General features: G+C 45.5%; 23 protein-coding genes. 5 read left to right on the top strand and 18 right to left on the bottom strand.

The window, feature by feature from the left end:
- Nucleotides 1-64: 64 nt before the first annotated feature.
- Together A3849_RS21150 and A3849_RS21145 are read right to left on the bottom strand one after the other, a co-directional pair.
- Nucleotides 65-238 (bottom strand): DUF896 domain-containing protein, encoded by a 174-nt coding sequence (locus A3849_RS21150; RefSeq protein ID WP_074113197.1) that lies wholly within the window; start codon nt 236-238, stop codon nt 65-67.
- Between the two features lie 110 nt (nt 239-348).
- The gene (locus A3849_RS21145; RefSeq protein WP_074113196.1) at nt 349-762 is read right to left on the bottom strand and encodes a LysM peptidoglycan-binding domain-containing protein; all 414 of its coding nucleotides are present in this window, start codon (nt 760-762) and stop codon (nt 349-351) included.
- A 239-nt stretch (nt 763-1,001) separates the two neighbouring features.
- Between A3849_RS21145 and lexA the strand changes: the two genes are divergently transcribed.
- The 3 genes from lexA (at nt 1,002) to A3849_RS21130 (ending at nt 2,707) form a co-directional block, all read left to right on the top strand.
- Nucleotides 1,002-1,628, top strand: coding sequence for a transcriptional repressor LexA (gene lexA, locus A3849_RS21140; protein ID WP_025704214.1), 627 nt, complete (start codon nt 1,002-1,004; stop codon nt 1,626-1,628).
- A gap of 210 nt (nt 1,629-1,838) precedes the next feature.
- Nucleotides 1,839-2,177: a L,D-transpeptidase gene (locus tag A3849_RS21135; protein ID WP_074113195.1), complete on the top strand. Its 339-nt coding sequence runs from the start codon at nt 1,839-1,841 to the stop codon at nt 2,175-2,177.
- Between the two features lie 152 nt (nt 2,178-2,329).
- Complete coding sequence (locus tag A3849_RS21130; protein WP_074084560.1) at nt 2,330-2,707, top strand: hypothetical protein; 378 nt, start codon at nt 2,330-2,332, stop codon at nt 2,705-2,707.
- 94 nt (nt 2,708-2,801) lie between these two features.
- On the opposite strand, the gene A3849_RS21125 is transcribed toward A3849_RS21130, so the two are convergent.
- The 4 genes from A3849_RS21125 to A3849_RS21110 all read right to left on the bottom strand — a co-directional run bounded on the left by A3849_RS21125 (nt 2,802) and on the right by A3849_RS21110 (nt 4,232).
- Nucleotides 2,802-3,266: a hypothetical protein gene (locus tag A3849_RS21125; RefSeq protein WP_074113194.1), complete on the bottom strand. Its 465-nt coding sequence runs from the start codon at nt 3,264-3,266 to the stop codon at nt 2,802-2,804.
- A 115-nt stretch (nt 3,267-3,381) separates the two neighbouring features.
- Nucleotides 3,382-3,600 carry a hypothetical protein gene (locus A3849_RS21120; RefSeq protein WP_074084562.1) on the bottom strand — a complete coding sequence of 73 codons (219 nt, stop codon included), beginning with the start codon at nt 3,598-3,600 and terminating at the stop codon, nt 3,382-3,384.
- 126 nt (nt 3,601-3,726) lie between these two features.
- Nucleotides 3,727-3,912, bottom strand: a complete 186-nt coding sequence (locus A3849_RS21115; protein ID WP_074084563.1) for a hypothetical protein — start codon at nt 3,910-3,912, stop codon at nt 3,727-3,729.
- Between the two features lie 92 nt (nt 3,913-4,004).
- Complete coding sequence (locus A3849_RS21110) at nt 4,005-4,232, bottom strand: hypothetical protein (protein WP_074113193.1); 228 nt, start codon at nt 4,230-4,232, stop codon at nt 4,005-4,007.
- Nucleotides 4,233-4,644: 412 nt separating this feature from the next.
- Between A3849_RS21110 and A3849_RS21105 the strand changes: the two genes are divergently transcribed.
- On the top strand, nt 4,645-4,863 hold the full coding sequence (locus A3849_RS21105; RefSeq protein WP_074113192.1) for a hypothetical protein: 219 nt from the start codon (nt 4,645-4,647) through the stop codon (nt 4,861-4,863).
- Between the two features lie 110 nt (nt 4,864-4,973).
- Here A3849_RS21105 and A3849_RS21100 read toward each other — a convergent pair whose 3' ends face one another.
- The 12 genes from A3849_RS21100 to hfq all read right to left on the bottom strand — a co-directional run bounded on the left by A3849_RS21100 (nt 4,974) and on the right by hfq (nt 16,833).
- Nucleotides 4,974-5,237: a hypothetical protein gene (locus A3849_RS21100; RefSeq protein ID WP_074113191.1), complete on the bottom strand. Its 264-nt coding sequence runs from the start codon at nt 5,235-5,237 to the stop codon at nt 4,974-4,976.
- Between the two features lie 5 nt (nt 5,238-5,242).
- Complete coding sequence (locus A3849_RS33050; protein WP_178382766.1) at nt 5,243-5,392, bottom strand: hypothetical protein; 150 nt, start codon at nt 5,390-5,392, stop codon at nt 5,243-5,245.
- A 738-nt stretch (nt 5,393-6,130) separates the two neighbouring features.
- The gene (gene glnA, locus A3849_RS21095) at nt 6,131-7,459 is read right to left on the bottom strand and encodes a type I glutamate--ammonia ligase (protein WP_074113190.1); all 1,329 of its coding nucleotides are present in this window, start codon (nt 7,457-7,459) and stop codon (nt 6,131-6,133) included.
- Nucleotides 7,460-7,489: 30 nt separating this feature from the next.
- Entirely contained in the window at nt 7,490-7,900 is a 411-nt protein-coding gene (locus tag A3849_RS21090) for a MerR family transcriptional regulator (protein WP_019910684.1), read from the bottom strand.
- A 295-nt stretch (nt 7,901-8,195) separates the two neighbouring features.
- Nucleotides 8,196-8,360 (bottom strand): hypothetical protein, encoded by a 165-nt coding sequence (locus tag A3849_RS21085; protein WP_256700838.1) that lies wholly within the window; start codon nt 8,358-8,360, stop codon nt 8,196-8,198.
- Nucleotides 8,361-8,541: 181 nt separating this feature from the next.
- Entirely contained in the window at nt 8,542-9,795 is a 1,254-nt protein-coding gene (locus A3849_RS21080; RefSeq protein WP_074113188.1) for a methionine gamma-lyase family protein, read from the bottom strand.
- A gap of 121 nt (nt 9,796-9,916) precedes the next feature.
- Nucleotides 9,917-11,206 carry a GTPase HflX gene (hflX, locus tag A3849_RS21075; RefSeq protein ID WP_074113187.1) on the bottom strand — a complete coding sequence of 430 codons (1,290 nt, stop codon included), beginning with the start codon at nt 11,204-11,206 and terminating at the stop codon, nt 9,917-9,919.
- Between the two features lie 62 nt (nt 11,207-11,268).
- Nucleotides 11,269-12,240 (bottom strand): AAA family ATPase, encoded by a 972-nt coding sequence (locus tag A3849_RS21070; protein ID WP_074087139.1) that lies wholly within the window; start codon nt 12,238-12,240, stop codon nt 11,269-11,271.
- A gap of 144 nt (nt 12,241-12,384) precedes the next feature.
- Nucleotides 12,385-13,044, bottom strand: a complete 660-nt coding sequence (locus tag A3849_RS21065) for a YdcF family protein (RefSeq protein ID WP_074113186.1) — start codon at nt 13,042-13,044, stop codon at nt 12,385-12,387.
- 2 nt (nt 13,045-13,046) lie between these two features.
- On the bottom strand, nt 13,047-13,601 hold the full coding sequence (locus A3849_RS21060) for a ribonuclease FAU-1 family protein (RefSeq protein WP_074113185.1): 555 nt from the start codon (nt 13,599-13,601) through the stop codon (nt 13,047-13,049).
- Nucleotides 13,602-13,797: 196 nt separating this feature from the next.
- Nucleotides 13,798-16,455: a transglycosylase domain-containing protein gene (locus tag A3849_RS21055; RefSeq protein ID WP_074113184.1), complete on the bottom strand. Its 2,658-nt coding sequence runs from the start codon at nt 16,453-16,455 to the stop codon at nt 13,798-13,800.
- A gap of 138 nt (nt 16,456-16,593) precedes the next feature.
- A complete protein-coding gene (gene hfq, locus A3849_RS21050) occupies nt 16,594-16,833 on the bottom strand; it encodes an RNA chaperone Hfq (protein WP_025703341.1) in 240 nt (79 codons plus the stop codon).
- Nucleotides 16,834-17,744: 911 nt separating this feature from the next.
- Between hfq and A3849_RS21045 the strand changes: the two genes are divergently transcribed.
- Nucleotides 17,745-18,692: a discoidin domain-containing protein gene (locus A3849_RS21045; protein ID WP_074113183.1), complete on the top strand. Its 948-nt coding sequence runs from the start codon at nt 17,745-17,747 to the stop codon at nt 18,690-18,692.
- Nucleotides 18,693-18,815 lie beyond the last annotated feature (123 nt).

Below are 18,815 nucleotides of genomic sequence, written 5' to 3'. Positions count from 1 at the left end.
CTATAATATCTATGAAAAGGAACAGAGCATCATTAACTCCTGCCTTGTTGCCTTGTTCATGCGCTTATTTGTCCACAATTTCAATATTATTAAGTTGAGCACGGAAGTTACTGCGGATATTACCCAGATAGATCTCGCGAAGCTTGGCTCTTTCCGCAAGCTCCTCTTCATTCAAGCCGTCACTCTTCTGTTTGCGCGCTAATTCATTGATGCGGGCGACCAATTCGTCAATGTTCAATATGTTCCCCTCCCCTATAAATTCATTCTAACTTTGCCATGAGAAAAAGAGCTTGTCAAGGTCTGCTCCCTGAAAGCTCCTGGTATCCATCTATAGGTACTCCATCAGTATTAATATGCAGGCAGACTCAGCACATCGCCGGCTTGGATATTGCTGTTCTCCAGACCGCTCGTCCGTTTGATTCCTTCTATATATACAGCCGTTTTCATATGAGCCGGTTTATTCTTAAGTGCTATGCTCCAAAGTGTATCCCCGCGTTCAACAACAACCCTCTTCTCCTGCTTGGATGACAACACCGATCCTGCAAAAACATTGCCTACCACAGTAAATCCGGAAATTACTAATAGGAAAATCAAGGCTAGCTTTACAATTGTGTCCTGGCGGAGCAATCTGCGGCAGGGTGCCGCTAAAGAGAAAAGAAGATTCTTCATATCTAGTCTATCATTGTATGCAGAACGGGCTCTCGCTGTATGGTCCTCATGAACCTCGTCGTAAATACTACGGTATGTGCTGTACTTTAACATATTAACCGACCTCCAAACACTTGTTCTTACTTTCGAAATTAATATAACACGAACATGTGTTTTGATCAATACTTTTTTCGAACAATTGTTCCCTTATTCTTCGAACCCCATTTTCTGTTATATCAACCCTGTTTTTCCATTCTCCACCTAATACTCTGGATCGTTTTAGAACTTATGTTTGTACGAACGGAAGTTCTATGTTATAATTTTCCCAAACATAGTATATGGGGTTGATTCCGATGTCAAAGATTTCGAGTCGCCAACTGGCGATCCTGGAATTTATTCGTAACGAAGTCCGCAGCAAGGGGTATCCACCTTCTGTCCGGGAAATCGGTGAAGCTGTAGGACTGGCTTCCAGCTCCACGGTACACGGTCACCTGGACCGGTTGGAGAAGAAAGGGCTTATCCGCCGTGATCCAACGAAACCGCGTGCAATAGAACTGCTGGGACAAGAGGATTCCGAGAATGTTCATCAATTTGTTCAGACGGTAACACGCATTCCAGTCGTTGGAAAGGTTACCGCCGGGGTGCCGATTACAGCAACAGAGAATATTGAAGATTACTTTCCGCTTCCTACTCATTACGTAGGTGATAACAAAGTGTTTATGCTGTCTGTTCTTGGTGACAGCATGGTCGACGCTGGCATTATGAATGGTGACTATGTAATCGTTCGCCAGCAGCAGACAGCAGATAATGGCGATATCGTCGTTGCCATGACTGAAGAAGATGAAGCAACAGTAAAGACCTTCTACAAAGAACGTGACCATATCCGTCTGCAGCCGGAGAATCCGGCTTATGAGCCTCTACGTCTGAATCGAGTTACGATTCTGGGCAGAGTTATCGGCCTATTCCGCGATATTCATTAGTAATTCCCCGTCTCATTTAAAACTGTTCCGCTTAGTAGCGGAACAGTTTTTTCCTTTTCCCTTCAATCTACTAATTATTTGATCTATTTTGTTCTCCTATGACTGATTAATCAAAGGGAACAATTGTTCGCATTCGGTTTTCTATCTAACTTTCCAGAACTCTCTCTACACTCCACTCATATCCTGATCATAAAAGGAGTGTTGATCAAAATGCCCAACTATCGAATCATTATCGATCTGTCACAGCGAATACTGTATCTTCTGGACAATGACACTGTAATTAGAGGTTTTCCTGTCGGCATAGGCAAGATGCTGTCCGTCTCTCCAGTTGGAGAATATACCATTATCAACAAACAGAAAAACCCCGGCGGCCCTTTCGGCGCTTTTTGGATGGGCCTGTCTAAGCCGCATTATGGGATTCACGGAACCAATGACCCTTCCTCCATCGGCAAAAAGGTCTCCCATGGCTGTATTCGCATGTATAATGAAGATGTGCTAACCCTCGCAGCAACAGTTCCCATCGGAACCCGTGTTACTATTCGGGAATAACAGCACAAAGGACACTTTAGCGAGACATTTTTCAACGTCTCACTAAGTGTCCTTCATGTTCAAACATTTATTTTGCATACAAACAGGAAAAGCGGAGTAATATGTCGAAACCTGTATATTGGTAAATTAAATCTTGAAAGGAAGTGTCTGGTTTGAATCAATCCAAAATAAGAACCCATGTCGACTTCAAAGTCGACGCATTAGGTAAGCTCTCCAATCTTTTACTGAACAATAATCATGGGGAACGCAGAGTCAATATCCTTACAGCCTTTGGCAGCATTCAAGGCAACGTTGCTTCGAACACCAGCAGTAATGAGGATGTATTTAACCTCAAATCATTGATGGACGATGTCATCGTTGATGAATACATTTCCTACTTGGGCGCTGAGCATCCTGAAAAGACATTCAATTACAATTTTGTAGTTTTGGATAATGTAATTGTTCGTCCTTTCGCCAGCTTTGGAACTGAAATTGAATATAAACAGCTGATTGTCTATGCCGAGCAAATAACGTCCTTCAACTTCATGTAAAACCTGTTTATGACTACATATTGAAGTAATAGACGGATAATGTCTCCCGGTGAAACTCAACTTATACCATTCACGACCCGGGAGCACATTGTTCTTATTGCTTAGTCTGTTCATATCCAAGTTCATCCAGAATACCTTCAGCCAGTACAAGTTGCACTTCTTCCGGCTCCTTCAGCTTCCTGGCGTAAACCACTGCACTTTTGGTAACTTTCTCAATCAATCTTCGGCCCTGTTCCTTGGTGATCGATACTTCTACCCCAGAGCGCCCTACCACTTCAGATAAGCAGAAAAAGACAATGCGCATACTATAATTCTCCCTGCTTAAAAAGTAGAACAAGTAAGGAACATTCTTTAACAGACGATCCACCCAATTCGTAATCTCACGGATCTGATAAATCTCCCTGCGATCTTGCTCATACCCGTTAAATATGAGCGTTACCTTTCCGCGCATTTTCTTTTTCTCATACTTCTTAAATTCCCGTAAATAATTCTCCAGTCTTCCCTTCTCCACATCTTCCCTAGAGATATTCATTACTGTAATATCTTCATCCTTTTCCATCTTTATCACCTTCCACATATGTAAAATATTCGGGATTACACCTATGAGAAGGCATCCCGGGGGATGCCCTGGATTACAAGACTTCTTTTAATAATTCTGTACCAAGCATTAAACCTTACAGCACGCTTCTAAGCAACCTGATCGCCGCAGCGTTTAAGCGCAATGCTTCCCTTATGGAAGCTCGCGCAGCTAGCAGCTCACGTCTGGCACGGCTCGGGTTTGGCACCCGCCGCAAGTTTTCATTGATTTCTTCCAGTCTTTCCAGCAAAATAGCTCTTTGTGTCCGCAGCAAACTAATAGCTCTGCGGATTCTCGCACGTTCGCGTTCTGTCATCATTACACCTCTTTTACGTTTTATAGTATAAGAGATGTAATAACAGCCGCATTGGTATGTGTTATCCGGTAACAATAACAGCTTATAAAACAAAAGAGCTGCTTTTCAGCAGCTCACAGAGTCAGGTTAAGCTTCCTTGACTTTAATAGAGATCACGTTCGCCGGATTAATATGTTTGCCACCCGCCATAATCCATTCTGTAAGACCGCTAGATTTCAGATGTGCCCGTGCTTCCTCTGCCGTCTTGAATGTAGATTCTAGCTCTTCAATTTGTCCATTTACATATTGAAGCTCGTAATGAACTGCACTCACAATGAACACCTCCTATTCTATTAATTCGACACCAGGAGAGTTTACCTTTACCAAGGCAGTCAACTGATAGAGACTAACGTTGAACTTGTCCGTTACTCTTGCTTCTTAGGCACACGGACTCTGAACTCAAACCCTTCCCGGCTGTAACACATTCCTGCTACAAGTACATCTTCAGGCGTCCATCTCTGAACAGGTCCGGCATAATCTGCTATGACATGCGGTTTGCCATCAATCAATTGAACAACGTATACCTTCACTTGTGCGAGAGCTGCCGCGAACAAGTCGGCATCGCTCGTTAGAACCTTATATGTTGATTTCAAAACAGCTCCTCCTTATCTACTGTTTCCCACTGCTCATAAATTACACATTTTCAAGCAATTATGTAAGAATTCCAAGCAGCAAATCCGTTCAGGCAAATATTACAATACATTTCAAATAGTCACATACATAATACCACGATTATCTTCCCATTAATCAGAACCTAACCACAAAAAAATAAACATGCGGGTCATATATCATTCTATAGGTAGTATACAGCCGCATGGAACAATATGTAAACTATTTAGCAGGCTTATTTTATCAAAAGTCATTGTTTTTCTTTTTGGCATTCGTTCAACAGGATGTGCTTCCGCGGATATGCGTGTCATTTTCATGACTAAGCTTGCCTTTCGGCCCGCGATTTGATAAGACTAAAGTAGTTTGTTCCCAGATTGGAAATGAGGAGGATGCACATTGGAAGAAGTACGGATACAAAAAAAAGACCGTGCCGTCAGCTTTAGGGTGATCGAGGAGGAAGGGGAGTATATTGTTTTTGATATGTCACTCTCAAACCCGGCCAGCAGCCGTACCAACTACAGCGGTAAACAGTTCGCAGAGGCTTGGAAAGCAGTTGAATCGATTCTAGGCAAAACCGAGATTCCTGATGAAATAATAAAATATGCAACTCTTTAACTTAGAACTTAAGGGCCCCGGCAAACGGGGCTTTTCGTTTATTTAGCGATATCATTTTACGAATAATCCCTCGCTATTTAGTTATCCGCAAATTATTTAAGTTGAATTGGTTAGTGCTTGTCATGCGGAGTATCTACATACTGCCCGGTCAGTGGATCAAAGTGGGGACGCGGACCCGCGATCCGATGTTCAATCCGCAGTATAGAACGGAGCAGCTCCCCGAACCCTATAAAAAACATTCCCCCAATAGTCGACCACATAGCTGTATATACACCAGTCAGAATACTTTCTGAGTCAATTGCTATTGGAACAGAGACAATTATTCCCACTACCAATAATAAACCGCCAAAATATTGAAGATATTCACCTTTCACTTGAGTCACTCCTCGCTACTATAATTCACGGTTGCAATCAATGAGACTTTATTTGCCAGCATATTTGCAATGAGCTTTTGCACTTGATCCAGTTCTGCCTTTTCGCGGTCGATCTCCTTCAGTTTCCGGTGGAGCATCGCGATATTGTGGTTCACGGGCAATCTTTCTCCCCTCCAGCCTGATTCAACTCCTTAAGCTCGACTAATGTAAATCCAGATGCTTGAAGCCTTTTGACCATGAGTTACGTTTCTACTGTTTTCTTCATCACTTGTGATCGCAAGTCAATAACAGCCTAATTATAATGGATTTGGAACATTCTGTGAATGTTATATCATTGATACGTAGGTAGCCTGGCCACATAAATAAAAAATCACTATTGCTTCCCCTAAATAGGCGCACCACAATAAAAAACCGCAAGTTCACTGACTGACGGGCCAATGATCACGTTAAATAAACGGTTCTTGAATCAAAGTAGTAAAGTTAAATTGGTGCTGACGGCCATCATTTAAAGATCTCACGTTCTTTAATATAGGATTTTTATTCTGCATTCGTAGCCTGCCTCATTATAATAGGGAACAGGAACTTCCTATTGAGGCAAGCGAATGTTTGTCTTAGGCAACTGTTAAAATCCTAATGATTTTTTACTACTTATACCCTTAATTCACTAAAAATATTAAAGTATGCTTGATTTTGCAGGCATTTTATAAGCCCCTGTTTCTGGGATGAGGGGGTAACCCCTCCTCCCGAAGCACCTACGCATCTAAGCCATACCCGAGAGTTACTTCTACTCTTTTACACAAACTTCTTAACACTACCTTTTGAAGAGTTCATAAAACTCCACTGATCAACACAAAAAAACCCTCAACGCCAACGGCGCCAAGGGCTGCTTCATCCTAGTAAAGAGTCATGTACTGATCTCTTTCCCATTCGTGTACTTGTGTACGATAGATATCCCATTCGATCTCTTTCAGTTCATAGAAGTGAGCTAGTGCATGTTCACCAAGGGCTTCGGTGATAACATGGCTGCGGATCATTTCGCTTAACGCTTCCTTCAGATCGGACGGCAGACTAGGAATTCCTTCTTCAATCCGCTCTTCCTCAGACATCACATAGATGTTGCGGTCGATGGGAGCAGGAAGATCCAGCTGGCGCTTGATACCGTCCAGACCTGCCTTCAACATTACAGCAAGTGCCAGGTAAGGGTTAGCTGCAGGGTCCGGGTTACGAACTTCAATACGTGTGCTAAGTCCTCTGGAAGCCGGGATACGGATCATTGGACTACGGTTGCTTGCAGACCAAGCTACGTAGCAAGGGGCTTCATAGCCGGGCACAAGACGTTTGTAAGAATTCACTGTCGGGTTCGTGATGGCTGCAAAAGCACGTGCATGCTTCAGGATACCCGCCATGTAATAACGGGCAGTTTTGCTAAGTCCAAGAGTGTCGCTCTCGTCGTAGAACATATTTTCACTGCCCTTGAACAGGGATTGGTGCGCATGCATCCCGGATCCATTCATACCAAACAGAGGCTTAGGCATAAAAGTAGCATGCAGGCCATGTTGACGGGCAACCGTCTTCACGACGAGCTTAAAGGTTTGAATTTGGTCGGCAGCCTTGATGGCATCAGCATATTTAAAGTCAATCTCATGCTGGCCGTAAGCGACTTCATGATGAGAAGCTTCAATTTCAAAGCCCATTTCTTCCAGTGTCAGTACGATTTCGCGGCGGCAGTTCTCCCCAAGATCGGTCGGCGCCAAATCAAAATATCCACCCTGGTCATTCAGCTCTGTTGTCGGATTGCCCTTCTCGTCCGTTCTGAACAGGAAGAACTCCGGTTCTGGTCCTACGTTCATGGCTGTAAAGCCCATTTCTTCAGCTTCCTGCAGACAGCGTTTAAGAATTCCACGCGGGTCTCCGGCAAATGGCGTACCGTCAGGCATGTACACATCACAAATCAAACGTGCAACCCGGTTTTCTGCAAACCAAGGGAAGATCACCCATGTACTGAGGTCAGGAAAGAGGTACATGTCAGATTCTTCGATTCGTACATAACCTTCGATGGAAGAACCATCGAACATCATTTTGTTGTCCAGCGCCTTTTCCAGCTGGCTAACGGGAATTTCTACATTTTTAATCGTACCGAGCAGGTCGGTAAATTGCAGACGAATAAAACGGACATTTTCTTCCTTTGCAATACGCAGGATATCATCTTTTGAAAAGTTCACTTTACCCTCTCCCTTTCAAGTCTCTTTGTATTATTTATTAAAAAACCGGGATAGCTCGCCTTGAATAAGAGATACTTGTCCCGGTCTTTTCCCGGAAACCAGTTCCTGCTTCAATAAACGGTGCAGCTGTGAATCAGACAGTTCCCTACGTCTAACCTCAGTGTCAGGGGTAATGACAGTAGCTTCTTCCGATTCCTTCGATACAGGGTTCATCACCTGTTTGATACCGGCGATATTTACCCCCTTCTCGATTAATGCTTTGATCTCTAACAGGCGTTCTACATCATTGAATGAGAACAAACGCTGATTGCCAGACGTGCGTGCGGGCACGATCAGACTGTGCTGCTCATAATAACGAATTTGTCTTGCAGATAAATCAGTCAACTTCATTACGATTCCTATAGGAAATAATGCCATATTTCTGCGGATTTCATCACCCATGACTCATCCAACCTTCCAATGATCTTTTTCTCATCTCATTGTACATTTCCTTATTTGGCGTGTCAATGGTGTGTAAGATATTCTCACAAGATTTTATGTAACCTTAAGATTTCAAGTGAAGTGAATGTAAGCTAAAAACATAACATGACCTCCGAAGTATATCACAGAGAACAATCCACAAGCAAAAGCTGGAACGCTCCGTAACCCAAAAAACCCACCAGCCGAAGCTGGTGAGCAATGCTATAGAACTGTTAAGGCAGCATACTGAGAATTATAATTCATTAAGGATAGCCTATCACTGATCGTCTTTATGTACCGACTCATAGCGTTCCCGGATTTCACGGTTCTTTGCATAATTGTACAAGTCCAGAGCCGTAATTCCTCTACGGGCCAGCTTCACAAATAAAACAAATGCGTAAATTCCCAGTCCAATACAAACCAGCCAAAACAAAAATAGCAATACGCTCAATCCTCCTGCAAAGAAAAAACCAGGTTGTTGGGTTGCCATTGTTCACCTCTTCATTCTTATGTATAAAATGAAAACCCCCACCAGGATTGAAGTAGGGATTTGCATGTCTGCCCGAACACTGTTTCAAGCATATTAGATTTGGGGGATTATGTAAATCATTATTCTATAAATTTCACAGTAATTTACGCTCTCTCATACTCTGCAGTGCCATCAAAACTCCGAACTTTACATGAGAATACGTTAATCCGCCTTGCATATATCCGATATACGGAGCACGTATGGGGGCATCTGCTGATAACTCCAAGCTGCCACCCTGAATGAACGTACCTGCCGCCATGATGACAGGATGCTCATAACCGGGCATATCCCAAGGTTCAGGAACCACATGACTGTCCACAGCCGCCGCACGCTGGATGCCCTGGACAAAGGCAATCAAATGCTCCGGGCCATCAAAAGCAACCGCCTGGATCAGATCCGTACGCGGCTCATGCCATGCCGGCTTAGTTGTAAAGCCGCAACGCTGAAACACGGCAGCTGCAAAGATACTACCTTTGACTGCTTGCCCAACTGTATGCGGGGCCATAAATAGTCCCTGGTAGAGCCCGCGTGTCGTTCCCAGCATAGCGCCCACTTCACCGCCAATACCCGGCGCAGTTAGCCGGTATGCTGCCAGTTCCACAAGATCTTGACGGCCGCAGATGTACCCGCCGGTTTCCGCGATTCCGCCGCCGGGATTTTTAATGAGCGAGCCCGCTACGAGATCAGCCCCAACCTGTGGCGGCTCAAGCTTTTCCGTAAATTCTCCATAGCAGTTATCTACAAATACAATGACGTCAGGTTTGATAGATTTGACACGTTCCACCATTTCGCCGATTTCAGCAACAGTGAATGAAGAACGCCAGTCATAACCCCGTGAGCGTTGAATACCGATGACTTTGGTCTTTTGGTTGACAGCCAGTTTTACCTCTTCCCAATCGATCTTCCCTTCAGCCGTTAACGCCGTTTCACGGTATCCAATTCCGAAATCGGCCAGCGAGCCTGTCCCGTCTCCCGGTTTGCCGACTACCTTGTGCAGCGTATCATACGGACGTCCCGTAATATACAATAGTTCATCTCCGGGCCGCAGCACACCAAAGAGTGCAGTTGAGATTGTATGTGTACCGGAGGCGAAATGCGGGCGCACCAGCGCCGCTTCGGCCCCGAAAACCTCGGCATAGACCAAATCCAGCACTTCTCGCCCGCGATCATTATAGGCATATCCGGTAGAACCGGCAAAATGGAAGTCACTCACCTGCTGGCGCTGAAAAGCTTCGATCACCTTCCACTGATTATGATCTACAATCCGGTCAAGCACCTTCACTGCACTTTCAATTTCGAGCTCTGCGGCCTCTGCCGCCTGTATGATATCCTCCGCAAAAACTGCCATACCTTTTGTTCTCTCCTTATCTCAATCTATTACTTTGTTCATAAACAAATTAGACCAGCAAGAAGAAACGGCTGGATATCCGCCGTTTCCGAAGTAATACCTTGGATTCACCTAATTCCGGCTACTCCAGCTCTACGTATTCCGCAAGCTTGTAACTCCATTTTTCGTAATCCTCTTTATTGAGACGCACGTTGTACAACACATCATTTTCTTCAAAACTCTGTTCAAGCACCTCTCCTACACGGTAAAGCAGCGATGAGAGGTCTCCTCGGTCTCCGGGGATGCGGAAGGTTAGTGTATCACCGGCAAGCTCCTCGGCTATAATTTCTGTGATCCGGGTCAGATCTTCCGGGTTAAAGGCGCTAATCTTCAGATAGTCAGGACCCGAAGGCAGCATCTCCAGCTGTTCAGGCTGGCAAATGTCAATTTTGTTGAAGAGTACAATTTGCGGTTTTCCGGCTGCCCCAAGGTCCTGGAGGATGGATTGCACTACATCCATCTGTTCCTGTCTCATTGGAGAAGAAGCATCCACCACATGCAGCACCAGATTGGCCTCATTGACCTCCTCTAGAGTTGCACGGAAGGAGGCTACCAAATCATGCGGCAAGTTCTGAATGAATCCTACGGTGTCAGTCAAGACGACTTCTTTGCCTGCAGGCAGCTGAAGAACACGTGAAGTAGGGTCAAGGGTAGCAAACAGCTGATTTTCGATATAAACATCTGCATCAGTAAGCTGCTTCAAGAGTGTAGATTTCCCTGCATTGGTATAACCGACCAGCGCTACCTGGACAGCGCCGCTCTTGCGGCGCCGTTCCCGGTGAAGTTCACGTGTCTTGACTACTTCGTCCAGTTGACGTTTCAGTTCAGTGATCCGGTCACGGATATGGCGGCGGTCTGTTTCCAGCTTGCTTTCCCCCGGACCTCTGGTTCCGATCCCCCCGCCAAGCCTGGACAGATTCTTGCCATGGCCAGATAAACGGGGCAGCAAATAAGAGAGCTGTGCCAGCTCTACCTGAATGATACCCTCTCGCGTTTTGGCCCGGCCAGCGAAAATATCCAGAATCAACTGGGTTCGGTCAATGATTTTCAGGTCAAGCGCTTCCTCAAGGTTACGTACCTGTGCTCCGGAAAGCTCTTGATCAAAGATAGCCGTATTCGCCCCGAGACCATCAGCGGCCATCCGTAGTTCTTCTACCTTCCCCTTGCCGATAAACCACTTGGAATCGGGGGTCTCCTTGTTCTGGCGCAGCACGTCGAGCACCTGTACTCCGGCAGTCTCTGCCAACTGAACCAGCTCCTGCAGAGAGAGCTCAGGGTCGATGCCCGTGCGCTTGATTTTGTCAGTAACCAGACTCACCAGAATAGCCCGGTCCTGTACTTCTGTTTCTGTATCGTGGGTGGTGATTGCCATGAATGTCATGCTCCTTGTCCTTGTACACATCAGTTGTGTATCATCCGTGGTGTATAATGTCGCTACAATTTGAAGTCTTCGATGCGGAGTGTCATCAGTTCCTGCTTCCCCGGGCTGTTGCTCTCATATTGATTCAGGAGCCGAACCGCTTGGGCACGTACCGCCTTTTCAATAGAGTTGCGGACATACCGAGCATTACTGAAGGCATGTAGACTCTCCGTCTTCTCCAGCAGCAGATGCTGCTTTAGTTTGAGTATGGCCTGAGGCATCAGAATATAATCGCGCTCTTTGGACATCAGTTCAGCAATCTGCAGCAATTGGTCTATAGTGTAGTCCGGAAATTCCACCTGAATAGGAAATCTGGAGGGAAGACCGGGATTGCTCATTAGGAAATAATCGATCTCGCTGGAATACCCGGCAAGAATCAGTACGAATTGACTACGGTGATCCTCCATGGATTTAACTAGGGTATCAATCGCCTCTTTGCCAAAATCCTTATCTCCGCCACGGGCAAGACTATAAGCTTCATCAATAAAAAGAATGCCTCCGAGCGCCTTTTTCACCAGGTCTCTTGTTTTCTGGGCTGTATGTCCGATATATTCGCCTACAAGATCCGCTCTCTCTACTTCTATCAGATGGCCTTTGCTCAGAACGCCCATCCGCTGAAACAGCTTGGCGACAATCCTGGCTACTGTAGTCTTTCCGGTTCCCGGATTACCTTTGAAGACCATGTGATAGGCCTGACTCCCGCTGGCAAGTCCCGCATCACTGCGCATCCGCGCAATCTGAAGCAGTGCATATATCTCGAACACCAGCTCCTTGATATTATCCAGGCCTACAAGTGCGTCCAGCTCCCGGCTGAGCTCCTGAAACAATTCGCTGTGTCCATTATTTTTGGGGACCGCAGCCTGAGCGATACTGTCTGCAGCAGCGTGGGCCACTGCTGGCGTCTCCTGATTCCGCAGCACAATATTAATTTGACGTGACGGTCTGCCTTCCTCCCGTCCATTTGCCGCCGCTACGCGTCCGTTCACCTAGTTCACCTCATTATCCAGGGCTGACTTTTTCTATATCCTATATCAAGTCTATTCCGGTTCACGAGGTCTTATTAGCAGTTTCAGGAACTTGAGGACAAATTAGCTGATCAGATCACGGCAGTCTGCACAGGGCTTGCTTTTTTACAGAAAAAGCTGCTGCATCTTCCATTTCGTATAAGCCAGAATCTCACGGGTTTTGTATTTGAACATCGACATGACCTTGGAATCGGTCAATCCCAGTTCAGGATGGGAATAATTCAGCTCTTTGGCAATTTCAAATGCGCGCTGGCCATGAAATGTATGCGTAATAATAATAGCTGTCTTTAATCCTTCCGATTGCATAACCCTTTGACTGAACTGGAGATTCTCATAAGTGCTGGTAGACTTGTTCTCCAGAAGGATAGCTGTTTCAGGTACACCCTTCCCTACCAGGTAGTTCTTCATTCCTTCGGCCTCAGTATATTTATAGTCAGCCTTATCCAGACCACCGGACACGATAAAACGGGTGAACTTGCCTTCCCGGTAGAGTCCAAGCCCATAGTCAAGCCGTTCCTTTAGTCCGGGACTAGGTTCATCTCCCCACATGGACATACCGAGAATAATACCAGCATCCGCTTCCTGCATTGGATTCGTCGTGGCACCACTGTTGATTCTGCCTAGGACTAACGCACACCATAGAAGTCCGGCAATGGCACAAATGACCAGAAGAATGAACAGATTTCGTTTCAGCCGAAAACGTTGTCCTTTGCGGGATACCTTGCGAATCGGGGATGAGCCTCTTTGATAGACATACCAATCCATTGTTATTTCCTCCTGAATTCTCCGTGATGGAACAATTCGGCACGATGCTTCAGGGAGAGGGAAAAATAAGGAAAAGCATGAGCATCTATGCTGCGAAGAATATTGTTTGCTGTAGCCCAGGCTAAATTATAGTCGCTGTCTGTAATGTCCTCCCGTTCCAGCGCCTCCTCCAGCTCGTCTTCATCGAGCAGAAACACCTCTCCGTTCCATAGCACCACAACATCCAGATAAAGATCATCGAACCAAGGTACCCCCTGGTCTGTGACTCCTTGTACTTTGCAGGTATCAATATACCACTGTACGATGTTATGCCGTTCGTCGAACATAGCCGTCACAATATAATGACTGTCTTTTGGAAAATACTGCAGCCATGAGTACCCTTTATCTGCTATACGGTATGTATGCTTCCCGTAGCTCTTCCATAACGGTTCCTTCAACCCATAAATCGTATATAGTGTGATGTATCCGCTGAATTCCCGGCTCTCTACATAGCGGCAGGCAAAATGGCGGCGCGTAATCCGGCGCCAGTTGGCCCGGTCTCCGAATTTACGTTTCATATGAATGACCCTCTCAAGAAATGGTGTATTCAGCTTAACACATTTGCAAGATACACTCAAAACATCCCTTGTAAAATCCGGTAGCCATTGTTGATCAAAAAAAAGACAAAAACCCCGGCAGCCGGAATCTCTGGTTGAAAGGCGAGATTCTCCGCTGCCGGGGCAATTGGATCATACATTATAGAATTAGCAAAATCTACTGCGGAACACTACCCTCATTCACCAATCCTGCGGCCGGGTCGGTGGTGGGAGCCACACCGCCCTCTGTCCCGGCATTGCCGCTGCCTGCTCCAGAGGTTACAGCGGGATCGGCAGGAGCTGTAGCAGCCGGTGGCGGAGTCGCAGTGGCTTGGGGAGAATCGGACGGTGTACCTCCGCCATTACCTTTTCCATTCCCATTTCCGCCAGGGTTGCCGTTACCGGGATTTTCTCCGTTTCCTGCACCATTCCCATTTCCATTGCCGTTCCCGTTGTTTCCATTAGGATTGCCATTGTCTTGGCCATTGCCGTTATTACCGCCATTGCCCGTTTCATCTGTTGGAAGATTCGGATCAATTGTCGCTTCCGGCTCCTGTGTAGGTGGTTCATCCTGAACCTCAACAGTGACGGTAGCAGAAGGTTCGCTCTCCACATCCAGTTTCGGATAATAAGCAGTGACGTAATATTCATAGGTCAATCCAGGCATCGCACTGATATCTCCAACACTGGACGAGACTGTATTCAGCAGCGGGCTGAATTCTGCTTCCGATGTTTCACGGCGGTAGATCCGGTATTCCACACCTTCTACCGGTGCAGGCTCCCAGCTCAGGTTAACCGTCATCGTCGAAGCGTCATACGCTGCCTTCAGACCACCCACAGGCAGCGCCGTTTCCGGTGTTGCCGTTGGTTCAGGATCACTTACGCCTTCAGGCTGCGGGAACGACTTGTTAGGAACACCCTCCAGTGCTTCCTCCATCACTTTTCCCCAGAATGCAGCTGCCAGCGGACTGCTGTTCTTCAACAGATGGGTTTTACTTGGTTTGTCATAGCCCATCCAAACTGCAGCGGTCCACTCCGGAGTATATCCGACAAACCATACATCTCGGTTCGAGCTGATGCCCTCGTATCCGCTTTGCGTTGTACCGGTTTTACCTGCTACAGGCCGGTTAATCTTGGCTTTTTTACCCGTGCCGTCTTCTACAACCTTTTGCATCATTTCAGTCATTTGGTAGGCCGTGTTCTCACTCATAACCCGTTCAGGCTTGGTATTGGCCTTATAGACGGTGTCTCCATCGCTATTCGTAATCGATTTAATCGAGTATGCCTCACGCAGTTCACCGCCGTTAGCAAAGGCACTGTAGGCCTGAGCCATTTCCATGGTGTTCGTGCCTTCGCTCATCCCGCCCAGAGCCAAGGAAAGGTTTTTGTCCTCGTCCTTTAGGTTAATTCCGAGCTTTTTGGCAAATTGGAATCCCGTATTCACACCGATTTCGTTCAACAGCCATACCGCCGGGATATTCTCCGACTTCGTCAAGGCTGCCGTCATGCTGATGGTCTTTGAATAACCATGCAGGTTATTCGGACAATAGGTGCCAAAGCACTGCTTCTCGTTGCTGAGCATGGAATCATTCGTGAATTTCCCGGATTCCAGTGCAGGCGCGTAAGAAACTAGCGGCTTGAAGGATGAACCTGGTGAGCGGCGGCTGCCGTCTACCCGGCTATAACCTTTTTTCTCATAATTCCGTCCGCCAAGAAGCGCCACAATGCCGCCATTCTCCTGGTTGATGATCGTCATCGAGCCCTGAACCAGTTGATCATCGACACTTTTTTCAAAATTTTCGCTGTCGGCAAAAGCATTTTCCACCGTCTCCTGGGCATGTTTGTCCATGGTAGTATAGATTTTGTATCCGCCGATATTCAAATCGTCCTCAGTCAATCCGAATTTTTCTTCCGCTTCATCAATTGCATAGTCTATAAAGGCCTGGTACCGTTGTTTGCTTTCCGGCGGCTTATAGTTATAATCCACCACTTTCGCCTCATCCATCTGCTCCTTGGTGATATAGCCCTGCTCATACATCAGCTGGAGTACTACACCACGACGTTCTTTTGATAGCTCAGGATTACGCAGCGGGTTATATCGGGAAGGCCCCTTCGGCATCGCGGCAAGGGTTGCGATCTGCCAGACTTCAAGTTTGTTTAGATCATTTTGGCCAAAGTAACGGATGGATGCCGCTTTGATCCCGTAAATCGTGCCGCCAAAGTTAATGCGGTTGAGATACTTGGTGATAATCTCTTCTTTGGTGAATTTGTTCTCCAGCGCTACGGCGATCGAAACCTCGGTTGCCTTACGGAAAAAGGTTTTGTCCCGGGTTAGGAATATGTTCTTCGCCAGCTGCTGAGTGATTGTACTTCCGCCTTCGACCATGCTGCGCGCCGCAATATCCTTCACTGCCGCACGGCCGATCGACCATAAATCAACACCGCTGTGTTCAAAGAAACGTCTGTCCTCAGTCGCAACAAAAGCATTGACCAGCAGCTTCGGAATCGCATCATACTCAACGGGTTCGCTTTTTTCCAGCGCAAGCTCACCAATTAGGTTCGCATTACGGTCATAGATCTTAGTAGTCTCGTTGACGGACAGTTTATCCTGGTTCGCATCCAGTAGCTTCTGACCGTTCAACATAATGAACAGGTAACCGCCCAGCGCACAAAAAACCGCTAACGCCGTGGCAAAAAACAGCGTCCACAGCACACGCTTCTTGGTTAGAAATTTTTTCTTTTTCTTAGGTTTACCTTTTGAATTTGAATTTGAGTTCGATGACTGGCTTCCTCTGTCTCTATTGCGGTTCGTCCTGGATATCTCGTCTCTGGACATGCTGCCTCCTGACTCCCTCTCGGAACTTTCCTGTAATGAAGTGCACGAATGAAAAGAACAACCTTCACAGGTTGCTCTCTCGCACTCTCTATTCAAACGATTTATAAACAAAAAGGTTTCGCTTTAAGACTGTAAATCTTATTCTTCACTTCCATTGTCCTGCATAAGTGATACGCTGCGCTGTGGTGTAAAGGTGGAAATCGCATGCTTGTACACCATTTGCTGGCGGCCGTCACTGTCGATGACAATTGTGAAGTTGTCGAAGGCTTTGATGATTCCCCGGATTTGAAAACCGTTGGTCAAATATACTGTAGCAGGGATATTCTCTTTACGCAGTTGGTTCAAGAACGTATCTTGGATGTTAATGGACTTGTTCATATGACGTACCCCCAATGGTTCAATTAGATTGTTCAGAAGTATATTCGAGACCTTAGAGAAACTTTCCTGCTATTATAGCACGTATTCAGCCATTACATCAATGAAGTTAAATCGAAGCTATTCTCCACTCTATTTTGTTCTAACCTTGATGCTTTTGGCCTTTTCTAAAAAAACCTCTTTAAGCTATTTTAAGCACAAATGTGATTTTTACGTGATTTCCCACGGCTCCTTCTCTATCTGATTATAGGTGGAATCTAAATCTCTTCTATATAGTTCTCTCACATATATGTTAAATCTAAGGCACCCTTCCCGTCAATCTCATTGCTTCGAGCAGGGAACACTGGAGAAGGCATTGCAATAAATAAAAGATAAATAAGCCTAGTCAATACAATAAATATGTAATTGATATGTATCTTGCATTAACCCACGCTGGATGGCTTGACCTGCCTTCAAATATTCCCGTTAAGGATGTTCTGGAGTTCTCGATCTCCTTTAGGATCTACATGGTGGAGTTGCTGCTTCTCATACTGCTCAACATGCTCGTTTATGATCATAAGAATACGCGCTGCGTGCCAGTGTTCAGACAAGTGGCCCGAATGCGCCCGTCATGGATGCCGTTCACTTCGATTTTCCGCTGCGTAATCTCCAAGCTTTGTCCCAATATATAATTTCGATGGTTTGGCCGATGCTCATTTTCATGATTGATCGCCTCCGATAAAAAAAGAACGTTTGTTCGCATAAAAACAAACATACGTTCTTTAAATAATGAGTAAGATATTCTTTGATTGGGAGAATAAAGAATTTAATCGTATTCACTCACTTTATTGCAGATATAGACATATATGTTTAGACATTCCTCATATCCACTTGTAGAATACATTAATAAATCAATTTGAAAGCGTGGTATTATTATGAAAAAAACTTTATTTCCTGTTCTCCTTTCGTTTTTATTGATTTTTTGCGTGTCATCAAGTATTTTTGCTGAAGGAGAACCCACCCCCACAAACCTCATTCCCATAATGACATCGAACGATGCCCCTTTAGGTCATGCAACTGCAAGCAGTGTTTGGATCAGTGGTGATGGCGTAGCTCACCACCAACCATTTAAACTTTTTGATGGAGATATGAGCGATGTTATTGGGTGGGCGAGTAGTGTAAATAATAATTCTGGATGGATCGCATATGAATTTAATAAGCCGGTTGTAGTCAACCAATATGCATTATTGCCTCGTCCAGGTATTGCACAAGGTGATTATAAAGGTGAAACACCTAAAGATTTCACTTTCGAAGCATGGAATGGAAGCAACTGGATTACACTCGACTCTGAAACAAACATAACGGACTGGAAGCCAAACGTAAAAAAAGTGTTTACTTTTACGAATGAAAAGCCTTATACAAAATTCAGACTAAATATTATCAAAAATAATGGTTTAAATTCATTTACTGCATTAGGCGCACTGGAAATGTACAATATTGCCACAGTGACTCCCTCACCAACTGCAACGCCTGTTCCATCAACAACACCAGTGCCAACTGCTACTCCTGCACCAACATCAAGCCCTTCACCAACTGCTACACCGACTCCGAAACCAACAGTAGCGCCTGAACAACCAACCGGTGATAGAGCTATCCTTACAATTACATTCGTAAATGGATCTGAAAAAGAATATGAACTCCCAATTGCTGAAGTTGATGCCTTTTTAACCTGGTACGATAACCGAGATGCAGGCAGAGGCCCAGGTATGTATGCAATTGACAAGCACACAAACAATAAAGGGCCCTTTAAAAAGCGTAAAGATTATGTTGTCTTTGATAAAATCCTTACCTATGAAGTAAGTGAGTATACCGTAGCTGAATAATCCTTCCCAACACTTACCTCCTCTATCCAATTATAGCCAAACGCTATAATTGAATAGAGGGAGTTTTTTTATGTTTATATCTCCTATGTTATTACAAACCGCTGTTTGTCCATTCAGCAACGG

Source organism: Paenibacillus sp. P46E, from assembly GCF_001909095.1.
Taxonomy (GTDB): Bacteria; Bacillota; Bacilli; order Paenibacillales; family Paenibacillaceae; genus Paenibacillus_AQ; species Paenibacillus_AQ helianthi.
The sequence above is the reverse complement of the archived record's forward strand: the minus strand, read 5'-3'. Positions and strand labels throughout refer to the sequence as shown.

Excerpts from the sequence above, each read along its gene's own strand:
- A3849_RS21045 (WP_074113183.1), top strand. The coding sequence starts at position 17,745 with ATGAAAAAAACTTTATTTCCTGTTCTCCTTTCGTTTTTATTGATTTTT.
- A3849_RS21135 (WP_074113195.1), top strand. The coding sequence starts at position 1,839 with ATGCCCAACTATCGAATCATTATCGATCTGTCACAGCGAATACTGTAT.
- A3849_RS21120 (WP_074084562.1), bottom strand. The coding sequence starts at position 3,600 with ATGACAGAACGCGAACGTGCGAGAATCCGCAGAGCTATTAGTTTGCTG.
- A3849_RS21080 (WP_074113188.1), bottom strand. The coding sequence starts at position 9,795 with ATGGCAGTTTTTGCGGAGGATATCATACAGGCGGCAGAGGCCGCAGAG.
- A3849_RS21055 (WP_074113184.1), bottom strand. The coding sequence starts at position 16,455 with ATGTCCAGAGACGAGATATCCAGGACGAACCGCAATAGAGACAGAGGA.
- A3849_RS21060 (WP_074113185.1), bottom strand. The coding sequence starts at position 13,601 with ATGAAACGTAAATTCGGAGACCGGGCCAACTGGCGCCGGATTACGCGC.
- hflX (WP_074113187.1), bottom strand. The coding sequence starts at position 11,206 with ATGGCAATCACCACCCACGATACAGAAACAGAAGTACAGGACCGGGCT.
- A3849_RS21090 (WP_019910684.1), bottom strand. The coding sequence starts at position 7,900 with ATGGGTGATGAAATCCGCAGAAATATGGCATTATTTCCTATAGGAATC.
- A3849_RS21145 (WP_074113196.1), bottom strand. The coding sequence starts at position 762 with ATGTTAAAGTACAGCACATACCGTAGTATTTACGACGAGGTTCATGAG.
- lexA (WP_025704214.1), top strand. The coding sequence starts at position 1,002 with ATGTCAAAGATTTCGAGTCGCCAACTGGCGATCCTGGAATTTATTCGT.
- hfq (WP_025703341.1), bottom strand. The coding sequence starts at position 16,833 with ATGAACAAGTCCATTAACATCCAAGATACGTTCTTGAACCAACTGCGT.
- A3849_RS21125 (WP_074113194.1), bottom strand. The coding sequence starts at position 3,266 with ATGGAAAAGGATGAAGATATTACAGTAATGAATATCTCTAGGGAAGAT.
- A3849_RS21065 (WP_074113186.1), bottom strand. The coding sequence starts at position 13,044 with ATGGATTGGTATGTCTATCAAAGAGGCTCATCCCCGATTCGCAAGGTA.